Annotated in this window: 12 protein-coding genes; 3 read left to right on the forward strand and 9 right to left on the reverse strand. The window is 70.4% G+C overall.

Translation table 11 applies throughout. The annotated features are described in order from the left end of the window. Positions 1-67: 67 nt before the first annotated feature. The 5 genes from AC1DCG_RS23770 to AC1DCG_RS23790 form a co-directional block, all read right to left on the reverse strand. Positions 68-1,390, reverse strand: a complete 1,323-nt coding sequence (locus AC1DCG_RS23770; protein WP_165255790.1) for an ATP-binding protein — start codon at positions 1,388-1,390, stop codon at positions 68-70. Beyond that, positions 1,387-2,157 carry a response regulator transcription factor gene (locus tag AC1DCG_RS23775; RefSeq protein WP_101717305.1) on the reverse strand — a complete coding sequence of 257 codons (771 nt, stop codon included), beginning with the start codon at positions 2,155-2,157 and terminating at the stop codon, positions 1,387-1,389. The genes AC1DCG_RS23770 and AC1DCG_RS23775 overlap by 4 nt, the downstream gene beginning before the upstream one ends. Positions 2,158-2,354: 197 nt before the next feature. Beyond that, on the reverse strand, positions 2,355-2,666 hold the full coding sequence (locus AC1DCG_RS23780; protein WP_477041710.1) for a hypothetical protein: 312 nt from the start codon (positions 2,664-2,666) through the stop codon (positions 2,355-2,357). 36 nt (positions 2,667-2,702) lie between these two features. Then, positions 2,703-3,350 carry a hypothetical protein gene (locus tag AC1DCG_RS23785; RefSeq protein WP_477028137.1) on the reverse strand — a complete coding sequence of 216 codons (648 nt, stop codon included), beginning with the start codon at positions 3,348-3,350 and terminating at the stop codon, positions 2,703-2,705. Positions 3,351-3,489: 139 nt separating this feature from the next. Next, the gene (locus tag AC1DCG_RS23790) at positions 3,490-4,242 is read right to left on the reverse strand and encodes a helix-turn-helix transcriptional regulator (protein ID WP_477036447.1); all 753 of its coding nucleotides are present in this window, start codon (positions 4,240-4,242) and stop codon (positions 3,490-3,492) included. A gap of 89 nt (positions 4,243-4,331) precedes the next feature. Here AC1DCG_RS23790 and AC1DCG_RS23795 point away from each other — a divergent pair, with 89 nt between their 5' ends. The 3 genes from AC1DCG_RS23795 to AC1DCG_RS23805 all read left to right on the forward strand — a co-directional run bounded on the left by AC1DCG_RS23795 (position 4,332) and on the right by AC1DCG_RS23805 (position 8,438). Next, complete coding sequence (locus tag AC1DCG_RS23795; RefSeq protein ID WP_477036448.1) at positions 4,332-5,504, forward strand: acyl-CoA dehydrogenase family protein; 1,173 nt, start codon at positions 4,332-4,334, stop codon at positions 5,502-5,504. Positions 5,505-5,727: 223 nt separating this feature from the next. Then, positions 5,728-8,169, forward strand: a complete 2,442-nt coding sequence (locus AC1DCG_RS23800; RefSeq protein ID WP_477028134.1) for a TonB-dependent receptor — start codon at positions 5,728-5,730, stop codon at positions 8,167-8,169. A 74-nt stretch (positions 8,170-8,243) separates the two neighbouring features. Continuing rightward, positions 8,244-8,438: a hypothetical protein gene (locus tag AC1DCG_RS23805; RefSeq protein WP_477028133.1), complete on the forward strand. Its 195-nt coding sequence runs from the start codon at positions 8,244-8,246 to the stop codon at positions 8,436-8,438. A 150-nt stretch (positions 8,439-8,588) separates the two neighbouring features. Here the strand turns inward: AC1DCG_RS23805 and AC1DCG_RS23810 are convergent, their stop codons facing one another. The 4 genes from AC1DCG_RS23810 to AC1DCG_RS23825 form a co-directional block, all read right to left on the reverse strand. After that, positions 8,589-8,825 (reverse strand): hypothetical protein, encoded by a 237-nt coding sequence (locus AC1DCG_RS23810; protein WP_165255778.1) that lies wholly within the window; start codon positions 8,823-8,825, stop codon positions 8,589-8,591. Between the two features lie 123 nt (positions 8,826-8,948). Beyond that, on the reverse strand, positions 8,949-12,077 hold the full coding sequence (locus AC1DCG_RS23815) for an efflux RND transporter permease subunit (RefSeq protein WP_477036450.1): 3,129 nt from the start codon (positions 12,075-12,077) through the stop codon (positions 8,949-8,951). A 14-nt stretch (positions 12,078-12,091) separates the two neighbouring features. Continuing rightward, positions 12,092-13,342 carry an efflux RND transporter periplasmic adaptor subunit gene (locus AC1DCG_RS23820; protein ID WP_477028131.1) on the reverse strand — a complete coding sequence of 417 codons (1,251 nt, stop codon included), beginning with the start codon at positions 13,340-13,342 and terminating at the stop codon, positions 12,092-12,094. Continuing rightward, positions 13,339-14,037 (reverse strand): TolC family protein (locus AC1DCG_RS23825; protein ID WP_477041711.1); only part of this gene is annotated, 699 nt, incomplete at its 5' end. The genes AC1DCG_RS23825 and AC1DCG_RS23820, both read right to left, overlap by 4 nt.

Genomic DNA, 14,037 nt, shown 5'->3' on the forward strand with positions numbered 1-14,037 from the left:
CCCTCACCCTCCCAGGCTATCGCCTGGGCCCCTCCCTCTCCCCTCCGGGAGAGGGTCTTACGCAGCTTTACAGCGCAGGCAGCCGGATTTCAGCCCGCAGGCCGCCCTGGGGGCGGTTGCGGAGGATGAGTTCGCCGTCCTCGCGCTTGAGGATCTGCTGGACGATGGTCAGGCCAAGGCCCAGGCCGCCGGTGTTGCGGGCGCGGGCGCTGTCGAGGCGGTGGAAGGGTTCGAGCACGTGCGCCAGTTCGGCCTCGGGGATGCCGGGCCCCTTGTCCTCGACCGCCAGCACGACCATCCGGCCTTCGCGGCTGAGCGTCAGGGCCGCCTCGCCGCCGTAGTGCAGGGCGTTCTCGACGATGTTGCTGATGGCGCGCTTGAGCGACAGCGGGCGGGCGCGCACGGGCAGGTGCTCGGGGCCGTCATAGGTGGCGATGCGCTCGGAGTCGGTGGCGTCGTCCACCAGGGTCATGGCGATGGCGGCGATGTCGGTGCGGCGCGGCGGCTCGGGGTCTTCCTGGCCGCCCAGATAGGCCAGCAGCGAGTCGAGCATGCCGGTCATCTCGTCGACGTCGGCCTCCAGCGCGTCGCGGGCGTGGTCGTCGGTGACGAAGCCGGCGCGCAGGCGCAGGCGGGCCAGCGGCGTGCGCAGGTCGTGGCCGACAGCGGCCAGCGCCTCGGTGCGGGCCTGGAGCAGGCCGGCGATGCGGTCCTGCATGGCGTTGAAGGCCTGGGCCACGAGCTTGAGGTCGCCGGCCCCGGTCTCGGCCACCCGCACGCGCGCGCCCTGGCCCACCTTGTCGGCGGCCTCGGCCAGCGCCCGCAGGGGACGGCTGAGATTGCGCAGCACCAGGGCCGCGGCGGTGATGACGCCCAGGCCCAGGATGAAGGCCGAGCCGACGCTGCTGAGCAGCACCGCCCAGGGGGCGGCCCGGATCTTGGTCTTCATCGTCAGCCACGTGCCGTCGCGCATCTTCAGCGCCACCTTCAGGTGGGTGTCGCGCGGCAGGGTGCGGTCGATCTCGGCGTTCATCCGCAGGTCGCGCCGGGCCAGGCTGGGCTCGGCGGCGCGGAACTGGTCCTTGAGCTTGCGCTCGGCCGAGCGCTCGCGGTCAACCAGGTGGGGCAGGGGCGTCCATTCCAGCTGGCTGGAGCGGCTGGACAGACCCGCGGCGCGCGCGATGCGCTCGTGCTCGGGGCGGGTCTCCAGGATGGCTTCGGCGGTCACCAGCTGTTCGGCGGCGCGCTGAACCTGGTTGTTGCGATTGGGGTAGATGCGGCTGTTCTCGAACAGGATCGAGCTGCCGATGAATTCCAGAGCCACGGCCAGCATCAGGACCAGGGTGACCTGGCCGACCAGACGCTGCGGCCACAGCCGCAGAGGCTTCATCGCCGCTCGACCTGCGCGGTGAAGATGTAGCCGATGCCGCGCACGGTGCGCAGCAGGGACTCGGCCTGGCCGCTGACGGCCAGCTTGCGGCGCAGGCGGCTGACCAGCACGTCGATGCTGCGGTCCGAAGCGTCGGAGATGCGGGCGCGCGACATCTCCAGCAGGCGCTCGCGGCCGATCACCCTCTGGGGCGAGGACAGGAAGGCCAGGAGCAGGTCGAACTCGGCGCCCGACAGATCAACGAAGGCGCCGTCGGGCGACAGCAGTTCGCGGCGGCCCGGATCCAGCTGCCAGCCGGCGAACACCATCTGCTGGGCGCCGCGGGGCTGGCTGGCCTGGGCCCCGCCTTGCGTGCGGCGCAGGATGGCGCGGATGCGGGCGATCAGCTCCTTCTTGCTGAAGGGCTTGCCGATATAGTCGTCGGCGCCGAGCTCCAGGCCGATCAGGCGGTCGCTCTCGTCGTCGCGCGCGCTGAGCATGACGATCGGCACGTCGCTTTCCTTGCGCAGGCTGCGGCACAGCTGGAAGCCGTTGCTGCCCGGCATCATCACGTCGAGCAGGATGATGTCGACGGTGTTGGTCTCCAGCACGCGCGCCATCTCGCCGCCGTGGGCGGCGCTCAGCGGCTGGAAGCCTTCCTCGCGCAGCAGGCGCATCAGCAGGGTGCGCAGCGCCGGATCGTCCTCGACGATGAGCACGGTCGGGGCCACGGGGGCCGTGGCCAGCTCCCGCTGCAGAGCGTTCAGTCCGTTACCTGAGCTATCCATATGCCTGGGCTATCTAGGAACGATGAGGCCGCGAGCAAGGTAGAAAGCGGCTGTTTTCCACCGACTTCAAGCCAATACCAGGCCAGATTGCATCGTTCTCTGAAAAAGGTGCGCCCTCGCGCGCACTTCGGGGGAAGAGGACTCGCGCGAGGGCCGGCCGTCGGGACGGCCGTCTTGTATGCCGTGCTTGCTGGCCCTTAGGCCGCGCGGCAGATGTCGGAAACGGCGGCGCGGACGGCGCCTTCCTGGGTGGCGGCGGCGTCGRCCGAGTGGAACACGACGCGGACCACGCCTTCCTTGGCCTTGGCCGTGGCGACGTCGTCACGCTTGGCCAGCTCGACGGCGGCCGGGGCGGCGCAGGCGGCCGAGGCGGCGATCTTCACCGTGCGCTTGTGAAGGTTCTTCTTGGCGACTTCTTCGGTGAAGGTCAGGCCGTGGCCGGCCGGGCCGGCCATGGCGGGGAAAGCGACGAGGCCAGCGGCCACGCCGAGAACAGCAGCGAACTTCATGACAGGAAACTACTCCGGATACGGGGACGCGACGGCTCAGCCGCCGGTGGCGGTGTCGGCTTGCGCCTGGACCGCGGGAAGGGTGGCGCGATAGGCCTCGACGCTCTTCAGCAGGCCGACGATCTCGGCCTGGGTGATGGCGGTGCGATGCTCGTAGCCCTTGGGCGACTTGAACTTGAAGCCCCAGGCCTGCGGCTTGGCGGCGACCTTGCGCAGTTCGTCCTCGCCGATCGAGAAGGCGACTTCTTCCGTGCACAGCTCCGGCGCCTCGAACAGGAAGCAGCGGCCGGCGTTGTCGCGGATCTTGATCGCCTGGGTCTGGACCGGCCAGGCCGAGGTCTCGTAGGCCACCGTGTCGTACTCGCGCATCGAGCCCTGGTACATCAGGGTCTGGCGGACCTCGTAGCGGGTCGCGCCGGTACGCTTGTCGACGACCGCGCGCAGGTAGTTGTCGTTCGACGGGTTGCGGAACAGGCCCTTGCCGGTCTGGAAACCGGCCTGCGTGCTGACGACGGTCTCGACGTCGAGTTGATCGTCGATGACCTGGGTCTTGGCCTGGAAGTGATCGGCGCCGAGGGCGACCTGCCTGGCGGGCAGCTTCACGGTCTCGGCGACGGCCGCGCCGCCGATGGCCAGACCGCCCAGGGCGGTCAGGGCCAGCAGGCGATTGCGGGTCTTGCTCATGGTCTTCTCCTGTGAAGCGCGGGCCGATCCCTCGTTCGGCGGGCGCTTCTGACAGGTGTTAGGGTGGCGAGGCCGCCTTGCGGCTCTGCATCGTGTTTGTGACAAAGCATTGCCGCGCGCTATCGAGGGCGCCGGCGCCTCAGAATGCGGCGGATCCGAGATAGCCCAGGCCCGTGGCCCGGTGGATCGCCTGGGCCCGGCCCGCCACCCGCAGCTTCAGGGCGGCGTTCTGGACGTGGAAACGGACCGTGGGACCGGAGATGCCGATGATCTGGCCGATGTCGGCGTCGGTCTTTCCGGCCGCCGCCCATTTGAGGCACTGGATCTCGCGCTTGGTCAAGCGCACCAGCGGCGCGTCGTCGGCCAGTCCGTCGCGATAGGCCGACACCAGGCGCAGGGCCGCGCCGTGCAGCTGGTCGGCGCGGGCGGCGTACAGGGCGGGCAGGTCGGGCAGGGGGCTGTCGGAGGCCCAGACCACGGCGCCGATCACCCCGCCGGTCAGGTAGGTCGGGGCGATGATGGCGGCGGCGACGCCGAAGTCCTGGGCCGCCTCGGCCACCGGGATGGCCTCCAGCTTGGCCAGCGGCCGCCAGCTGCAGAAGCGGCCCTGGTGATAGAAGAACGGCTCGGCGGCGTAGCGGGCGGCCAGGATGAACGGCGCACGCAGGGCGAAGGCGCGGTCGCGCCAGTAGCGCAGGCCGGCGTCCAGCCACTGGAAGGTGGTCTCGGCCAGCGGCAGGCCGTCGGAGCCGAGCATGGGTTCGGGGCTGGAGATGTCGGCGCTGGCGGCCACGTAGGGCAGGCCGATCTCGGCGCCGAGGTCGCGCACGGCCAGCGCCAGGTCCATGACCCGCGCCAGGCGCTCGTGATCCTCCCCCGTCGTCGCCGTCATGCGGGCGCTCTTTCCCTATCGGTTCCGATAGCTTGCGCACCGGGCCCAGGCTTTCGCAAGTTTCCCCGACGTTGGCATGGAGCGCGCGCGTGGACCTGGAGCTGTCGCCCGAAGACCTGGCCTTTCGCGACGAGGTGCGCGCGTTCCTGGACGCCGAACTGAGGCCGGACCTGCGCGAGGCGGGAAGGCGGATGACCAGCGTCTTCTGCGACAAGGACCACAGCCTGGCCTGGCAGAGGATCCTGCACGCCAAGGGCTGGGTCGCGCCGACCTGGCCGGTCGAGTACGGCGGGCCGGGCTGGAGCGAGATCCAGCGCCACGTCTTCCAGGCCGAATGCGCGCGGGCCGGCGCGCCGGGCCTGGCGCCGATGGGCCTGCGGATGGTGGCCCCGGCGATCATGCGGTTCGGGACGCCGCAGCAGAAGGCCCGCTATCTGCCGAGGATCCTGTCGGGCGAGGACTACTGGTGCCAGGGCTACTCGGAGCCCGGGGCGGGCTCGGACCTGGCGTCGCTAAAGATGAAGGCCGCTTCCGACGGCGACGACTACGTGCTGAGCGGCTCGAAGATCTGGACCACCCACGCCCACTGGGCCACGCACATGTTCTGCCTGGTGCGCACCAGCACCGAGGGCAAGCCGCAGGCCGGCATCACCTTCCTGCTGGTCGAGATGGACCGGCCGGGGATCCGGGTCGACCCGATCCTCACCCTGGCCGGCGAGCACGAGGTCAACCAGGTGTTCTTCGACGAGGTCCGCACGCCCAAGGCCGACCGGCTGGGCGAGGAGAACCAGGGCTGGACGGTGGCCAAGCACCTGCTGGAGTTCGAGCGTGGCGGGGGCTACGCGGCGGGGCTGGAGGCGGGCCTTTGCCGGCTGCGCGAGGCGGGCGCGGCCGACGATCCCGACCAGCGGCGCAGGCTGGCCGAAGCGCAGATCGCCGCCCTGGCCATCGACGTCACCGAGCGGCGGGTGCTGAGCGCCCTGGCCGGCGGCGCCAACCCCGGACCGGCCTCGTCGATCCTCAAGGCGCAGGGCTCCGAGGCGCTGCAGCGGCAGGACGAACTGGCCGTGGCCCACCTTGGCGCCTGGGCGGCCGTGCACCAGCCGGCGGCGCGGGAGGCGGGCTCCAACGCGGCGCTGATCGGCCCCGAGCATGGCCGCACCACCATGGCCCGCTATCTTAACAATCGCGCCGCCTCGATCTATGGCGGCTCCAACGAGATCCAGCGCGACATCATCGCCAGGCTGGTGCTGGGGCTGTGAAGCGCGGTGCGTCCTTCGAGGCCCGCTGCGCGGGCGCCTCAGGATGAGGAAATCGGTGCAAGGAGGCCCTCATCCTGAGGTGCGAGGCGAAGCCGAGCCTCGAAGGACGCACGGCCCCGGATGCTCACCCTATCAGTTCCGATAGCTTGTTAGAGCCCGGCGACACCCGCACGCTCCGATAGAGCCAGCGTCCAATGAAGGCGCGGCCGGAGGGAGGTTTCGCATGCAAGGACCGTTGCGTGTCGCGTTGACGCTCGGAGCGTCGGCCCTGGCGCTGTCGATGGCGGCGCCCGCCTGGGCCCAGGTCGCCAAGCCCGCGCAGGAGGAGAAGGACAGCCTGGCCATCGAGACGGTCGTGGTCACGGCCCAGCGGCGCGAGGAAGCGGCCAACGACATCGGCATGCCGATCCAGGCCTTCAGCGGCCAGGCCCTGCAGCAGCTGCGGGTCACCGACCCCAAGGACCTGTCGACGGTCGCGCCCAGCTTCACGGTCAGCCAGAGCTATCAGGGCGTGCCGACCTATACGCTGCGCGGCATCGGCTTCAACACCATCAACCTGTCGGCCACCTCGACCGTGGGCACCTATGTCGACGAGGTCGCCTACGCCTATCCGTTCATGAACACCGGCCCGATGTTCGACCTGGAACGGGTCGAGGTGCTGAAAGGGCCGCAAGGCACGCTCTATGGCCGCAACACCACGGCGGGCCTGGTCGACTTCGTGACCAACAAGCCGACCGAGGCGTTCGAGGCCGGGCTGACGGCCGAGGCCGGCAACTACGAGACCCGCAACATCGAGGGCTATTTCAGCGGTCCGCTGGGCGACAAGGTGCAGGCGCGCCTGGCCTTCCGCGCCGAGCACAGCGGCGAGGGCTGGCAGGTCAGCAACAGCCGGGGCGAACGCCAGGGCGAGATCCACCGGCAGGGCTGGCGGCTGTCGCTGGCGGCCCAGCCCAGCGACAAGGTCGACATCGACTTCTCCTACGCCGGCTGGCGCAACACCTCCGACACCGTGGCGGCCCAGGCCATAGGCTTCACGCCGGCGACGGCGGCCAGCCCGTTCAACGCTGCGGGCCTCACCGCCTACATCGCCGCCAACAAGCCCACCAAGGGCAGCCAGGCCGACTGGGCGCCGCTGTCGGTGCGCGGCGCGGACGTCGGCACCGGCCTGGGCATCCGCGATCCTGCCGAGGAGGACGACCGCTTCGACGCGGCCAAGCTGCGGCTGGCCTGGCACCTTTCCGACGACGTCAGCCTGATCTCGCTGACCAGCTACAACAAGCTGCGGCGCGACGCGGTGTTCGACTGGAGCGGCGCGCCCTACGAGATCCTGGTGCAGAAGGCGCACGGCGACATCGAGTCCACGGCCGAGGAACTTCGGCTGGAGGGTCGCACCGAAAAGGGCTCGTGGCTGGTCGGGGGCTATATCGCCCACGACGAGATCCTCGACATGAACCGCACGATCCTGGGCCAGAACGCCAATGTCGGCCTGATCCGGTTCTACGGCTCGACCCTGCTGGCGACGCCGTTCAACAGCGGCGGATACACCGCGCTGCAGATGAGCCAGGCGTTCCGCACCTATGAGGACGTGGGCAATATCGAGACCGACACCTGGAGCCTTTTCGCCAACGCCGACAGGGCCTTGACCGAAAGTCTGAAGCTGACCGTCGGCCTGCGCTACAGTCAGGACAAGCAGGACTATGTGGGCTGCTCGCGCGACTTCAACGGCAACATGCTGCCCAACGTCAACGTCGTGAACCGGGCGCTGTTCTTCGGGGTCTACGGCCTGGTGGCGCCGATCACGCAGGGCGCGTGCAACACCTTCGATCCGGCCACGGCCGCCTTCGGCTTCGTGCGCTCGACCCTCGACGAGGACAACTTCGCCTGGCGCGCAGCGCTGGACTGGCGGGCAAGCGACGACGTGCTGATCTACGGCTCGATCTCGCGCGGGGCCAAGGCCGGGGCGACGCCGATCAACGCGGCCAACATCTCGACCCAGAACGCTCCGGCGCGCCAGGAACTGCTGACCGCCTACGAGGTGGGCGTGAAGGCGGCGCTGTTCGAACGGCGCGTGCAGGCCAATCTGGGCCTGTTCTACTACGACTACACCGACAAGCAGCTCAGCGTGTCGTTCGCCGACCCGATCTACACGGCGCTGTCGCGGCTGGCCAACGTGCCCGAAGGCATGGCCCGCGGCCTGGACGGCGACCTCACCTGGCGCGCGACCAAGTCTCTTACCTTCCTCGCCTCGGCGACCTGGCTGCACACCGAGGTCCAGGGCTACACCGGCATCAACGGCGCCGGTCAGCCCCAGGACTTCGACGGACGGCCCTTTTTATACAGCCCGAAGTTCCAGGGCGGCCTGACGGCCCTGTTCGACCATGACCTGCAGAGCGGCCTGAAGCTGCAGGCGGCGCTGAACGGTCGCTGGCAGAGCAAGTCGAGCGCCGACCTGGAGGGCAATCCGCTGTTCGTGATCGACAGCTACGGCCTGCTCAACGCCAGCGTCGGGATCTCTTCGCCCGACAAGGGCTGGGAGCTGTCGCTGTGGGGACGCAACCTGACCGATGAGTACTATTGGGCCGCGGTCAGCAGCAACGCCAACACGGTCGTGCGCTTCCCCGGCCGGACAAGGACCTGGGGCGCCGCCCTGAGCTGGCGGTTCTAAAGGGAAGGGCGCGACGCCGGCGGCCGATCGCGTTAAGGTCGCAAGGCCTTGCCGCCGAGAGCCGCCGGACCGCCATGCCCTACGATCTTGCCACCGACCACGGGCCCGAAACCGCCATCGCCGAGTTCGAAGCCGGACCGCTGCGCTATCGCGCGGAGGTTCGCGTCACGCCGGCGGGCATACTGGCGGTCGGCGCGCTGCTGAGCGGGGTGCTGTTGTCGACGGCGGTGATCGTCTGGGCGTCGAAGGCGGCGGTCGGACGACGCTGATCACTCGATACGTGTCTTCCCGGCCGGAGGAGCGCGTCAGCGATCCGTAGAGCCGGGATCTTCCACGTCGGCAGCTTCAGAACGGTGGGAGATCCCGGCGTTCCGCTTCGCTACAGCCGGGATGACAGATTGAAACTGCGACGCCAGCGACTAGGCCGGAGGCCGCGCCGTGAAGGCCCAGCGGGCGTTCTCGCCGGGCTGCAGGGTGGCGGCGTCGACATAGGCGTGGCCGCAACGATCGTCGGCCTTGCGGTAGGCCAGTTCGATCAGGCCGCCTTGCGAGCACAGCACCGAGGCGCGTGCGCGGTGGCCGCAGCGGAGGACGAGCTCGACGGTGTCGCCGTCCGCCACGGGAAAGGGCGTCTTCTTGGGTTTGCGGCGAAGCATGGCGCGGGTTCCGAAAGCTGAAGGCCCCGGACCCCGGCTCGTGTCTTGCGAGACGAACCGGGATCCGGCGCGGGTACGACCCCACGATCGGCTTTTCAGGATTAATCGCGCCTGAACAGCGGCTTAAGGCCGCAGTCTGACCTGGTGGGCCAGCCGGTAGAGCGCCGGCAGCACCAACAGGGTCAGCAGGGTGGACGAGACGATGCCGCCGATGACCACGGTGGCCAGCGGACGCTGGACCTCGGCGCCGGCCCCGACGTTGAAGGCCATGGGCACGAAGCCGAGGCTGGCCACCAGGGCGGTCATCAGGACGGGGCGAAGGCGCGCCAGGGCGCCCTCACGGATCGCCGGATCGAGGTCCATGCCGTCCTGCCGCAGCGAGCGGATGAAGCTCAGCATCACCACGCCGTTCAGCACCGCCACGCCCGACAGGGCGATGAAGCCCACCCCTGCCGAGATCGACATCGGCAGGCCGCGCAGCAGCAGGGCCGCCACGCCTCCGGTCAGCGCCAGGGGCACGCCGGAGAAGACGATGGCGGCGTCCTTGCCCGAGCGGAACAGGGCGTAGAGCAGGCCGAAGATCAGCAGCAGGGCCGCCGGAACCACCAGCTGCAGCCGCCTGGCCGCCGAGATCAGCTGCTCGAACGTGCCGCCATAGGTGATCCAGTAGCCGGGCGGAACCTCGACCTCGGCGCCGACCTTGCGGCGCACCTCGTCGACGAACGAGCCGAGGTCGCGGCCGCGCACGTTGGCGGTGACCACGACGCGGCGCTTGCCGTCCTCGCGGCTGATCTGGTTGGGGCCGATCACCGTCTCGATCCGCGCGACGTCCTGCAGGGGCACGAAGCCGCGCGGCTGGTCTATGGACCCCGGCAGCGGGATGCGCAGCCGGCCGACGTCGTCGACCTTGCCCCGCTCGCTTTCGGGCAGGCGCACGACGACGTCGAACCGCCGGTCGCCCTCGAACACCTGGCCGGTGACCGTGCCGCCGATCGCGGTGGCGACCACCGACTGGACGTCGTCGACATTGAGGCCCAGGCGAGCCAGGGCCGCGCGATCAGGGGTGATCTGCAGGACGGGCAGGCCGGTGACCTGCTCGACCCCGACGTCCTGGGCGCCCGAGACGCCCTCGACGACCGCGCCGATCTTCTCGCCGACCGCCAGCAATTGCTCGAGATCGTCGCCGTGGACCTTGATGGCCACGTCGGCCCGCACGCCCGACAGCAGTTCGTTGAACCGCATCTGGATCGGCTGGGTGAACTCGTAGTTGCTGCCGGGCACCTCGGCGACGGCCGCTTCCAGTTCGGCCACCAGCTTGGCGCGGGGCTTCCTGGGATCGGGCCAGTCCTTGCGGTCCTTCAGCAGGATGAAGGTGTCGGCCACCGAGGGCGGCATCGGGTCGGTGGCGACCTCGGCGGTGCCGATCTTGGCCACGACCCGCTCGACCTCGGGGAAGCGGGCGATCCGCTTCTCCAGCGCCGCCTGCATGGCCACGGCCTGGGAAAGGCTGGTGCCCGGAATGCGCATGGCGTGCATGGCGATGTCGCCCTCGTCGAGGCTGGGCGCGAACTCCGAGCCCATGCGCGAGGCGGCCAGGGCCGCCACGACCACCAGCACCGCGGCCCCGGCCACGAAGGGGACCCGCATGCGCAGGGCCGTCTCCAGGGCCGGCTCGTAGAGGCGGCGGGCGCCGGCCATGATGCGGCTTTCCTTCTCCTCGACCTTGCCGGTGACGAACATGGCTACGGCGGCGGGAACGAAGGTCAGGGACAGCACCAGGGCCGCCGTCAGGGCGATGACCACGGTGACGGCCATCGGGTGGAACATCTTCCCCTCCACCCCGGTCAGCGCGAAGATCGGCACATAGACCAGGGTGATGATCAGGATCCCGAACAGCGAGGGGCGGATCACCTCGCCGGCGGCCGAGGCGACGAGGGAGAAGCGCTCTTCGCGGGTCAGCAGCCGGCCCTGACGATGCTGGGCCTCGCCCAGGCGTCGCAGGCAGTTCTCGACGATGATCACCGCGCCGTCGACGATCAGGCCGAAGTCCAGCGCGCCCAGGCTCATCAGGTTGCCCGAGACGCCGGCCTGCACCATGCCGGTGATGGTCAGCAGCATCGACAGCGGGATGACCGCCGCCGTGATCAGGGCCGCGCGGATGTTGCCCAGCAGCAGGAACAGCACGACGATGACCAGCAGGGCGCCTTCCAGCAGGTTCTTCTCGACGGTGGCGATGGCGCGGTCGACGAGGTCGGTGCGGTCATAGATCGGCTTGGCCGTGACGCCCGGCGGCAGGGCCTTGGCGGCCTCCTCCAGGCGAGCGGCGGCGGCGCGGGCCACGGTGCGGCTGTTCTCGCCGACCAGCATGAAGACGGTGCCCAGCACCACCTCCTGGCCGTTCTCAGTGGCCGCGCCGGTGCGCAGCTCCTGGCCCAGCCCCACGTCGGCGACGTCGGCCACGCGGATCGGCGCGCCGTTGCGGCTGGCGACGATGACCGCCGACAGGTCGGCGATCCCCGCGGCCTGGCCGGGCACGCGCACCAGCACCTGCTCGCCGTAGCGTTCCAGGTAGCCGGCCCCGACATTGGCGTTGTTGCGCTCCAGCGCCGCGACCACGTCGCCCATGGTCAGGCCGTAGGCCGACAGCCGTTCGGGCAGGGGCGTGACGTGATACTGCCGCTCGAAGCCGCCGATGGTGTTGACCTCGGTCACCCCCGGCGTGTTGCGCAGCTGGGGCCGGATCACCCAGTCCTGCAGCGTGCGCAGGTCTTCCGGACCCCAGGCCCTGCCGTCGGGACGGCGAGCGCCCGGCTTGGCCTCCACGGTGTACATGAAGATCTCGCCCAGGCCCGTGGAGATCGGGCCCAGTTCCGGCGTCAGGCCCGGCGGCAGCTGGCCGCGGGCGCTCTGCAGGCGCTCACCCACCAGCTGGCGGGCGAAGTAGATGTCGGTGCCGTCCTTGAAGACGACGGTGACCTGGGAGAGGCCGTAGCGCGAGATCGAGCGGGTGTACTGCAGGCCCGGAAGGCCGGCGATGGCCGTCTCAACCGGGAAGGTGACCCTTTGCTCGGCCTCCAGCGGCGAGAAGCCGGGCGCCTCGGTGTTGATCTGCACCTGGACGTTGGTGATGTCGGGCGTGGCGTCGATGGGCAGGCGCTGGAAGCTCCAGACCCCGACGGCGATCGCGACGGCGACGAGCGCCAGCACGACCCAGCGCAGCCGGATCGCGGCGGCGACGATGCGTTCGAGCATGATCTTCGCCTCCCTCAGTGATCGTGGCTCGCGCCGGACTTCTCGATGTCCGCGCGGATCAGGAAGGCGCCGTCGACGACGTATTCGGCGCCGGGCTTGAGGCCTGAGAGCACCTCGGTCCATTCGGGGGTCTGGCGGCCGATCTGCAGCATCCGGACCTCGTAGGCGTCCTTCACCTTGACGAAGACGACCTGGAAATCGCGGAAGCGCTGGATGGCCTTGGTGCGCACGGCCAGCGGCGCGGCCTGGGCGCCGACCTGGAACGAGCCTTCCACGCCCATGCCGGGCCGAAACGCGCTGTCGGCGCCGCCGGGCAGGTGCACGTGGGCCAGCAGGGTCTGGCTGACGAGATCGGCGGTCGGCAGCACCGCCTCGACCTGCGCGGTCAGCCGCGTGTCGCCCGACAGGCTGCGCACCTCGACCGGCTGGCCGACGCGCACCTTCTCGGCGTCGCGCGGATAGACGAAGAACTCGGCGTGCAGCTTGGTGGGGTCGGCGATCACGAAGATGGGGCGCTCCATCGCCACGTCGCCGACATTGAGGTTCTTCTCGATGATCACCCCGCCGATCGGGGCGGGGATCGCGTAGGTCTGCAGGCTTTCGCTGGACTCGACGCGGGCCAGGACCTGGCCCTTGCGGACGGTTTGGCCCAGCTGGCCCGACAGGCTCATGATCCGGCCCGGATACCAGGCGCGGACCTCGCCCTTGCCTTCGGGCGTGATCTCGACCCGGCCGGCCATGTCGACCAGCTGCGCGATCGGGGCCGGACCAGCGATCTCGGTGCGCACGCCGCCGGCCTTGGCGGCTTCGGCGGAGATGGTGGTGCGGCCCTCGTAGGAGTCGTAGCGCCAGTTGCTGGTCTTGCCGGCGATCGTGGCGGCCACGGCGACGTCGAACGAGTGCGGCTCGGTCACCACGCCCTGACCGCGCAGGTAGTCGCCCTCGGGCTTGAAGGAAAAGCGGTTCACCTCGCCGTCGAGGCGGGTGAGGGTGACGGCCAGCTGGACGCCCTCGGGCGCCAGCGGGCGGTCCTTGCGGTAGGCGTAGACGCGGAACTCCGGCTCGACCCCGTCCTCGAAGATGGTGATCTCGATCGAGACGTCGCCGTCGCGGAGCATCCGGCCGCCGTGGGGCCCGCGCTGCTCGGCCTCCTCGGCGGCGTGGTTGTCGGTCTTGGCCGGGGCGTTTCCGCAGGCGGCGAGGGTCAGGGCGCCGGCGATCGCCAGGGCCAGGGGCGCGGAAGCGCGCATGAAGCGGCGGGTCATCGGGCGGACTCCGAAGCGGGGATCAGGCGCGCGTGGGCGCCGGTCAGGCGGTCGAGTTGGGCGCGGTCGACCTGGAAGGCCTTCAGCACGGTCAGGCGCCGGCTCCTGGCCTCGATCAGGGCCTTTTGAGCCTCCAGCACGTCGAGATAGGAGAAGCCGCCCCGGTTGAAGCCGTCGCGGACGAGGTCGACCGTGCGGGCGTTGGCGGGCACGACCTCGCCCTGGATGCGGCGGGCTTCGGCGGCTTTCTGGGCGAGGGCGGCCTGGGCGGCGGCGATGCGGCGCTCCAGCACGCTGCGCGCGCCGGCCAGGTCCAGGTCGGCGGCCTGGCGCTCGGCCCGGGCCTGGTCGATGGCGCCGCGGTTGGTGTCGTGGCGGCCGAGCGGGATCGAGCCGCCGACCACGGCGGCCACGGCCCCGTCGTCGTTGAGATAGCGCAGGCCAGCGCGCCAGGTCGGGTCCTGCACAGCCTTGCTCTCCTCCACGCGGACGCGGGCGCTCGCCAGATCGCGCTGGGCGTCCAGCAGGGCCAGATCCACCGGCGAGGCCGGGCCGGCGACGCGTCCGGCGACCGACAGGTCCTCCAGCGCCGCGGCGTCGATCTCGATCTCGCCGCCGCCCCAGTAGGCGGCCAGGGCGCGGCGGGCGTCGGCGGCGCGGGTGCGGGCCTGGGCCAGGGCGATGCGGGCCTCGGC

This window comes from Caulobacter sp. 10L414, assembly GCF_056395525.1.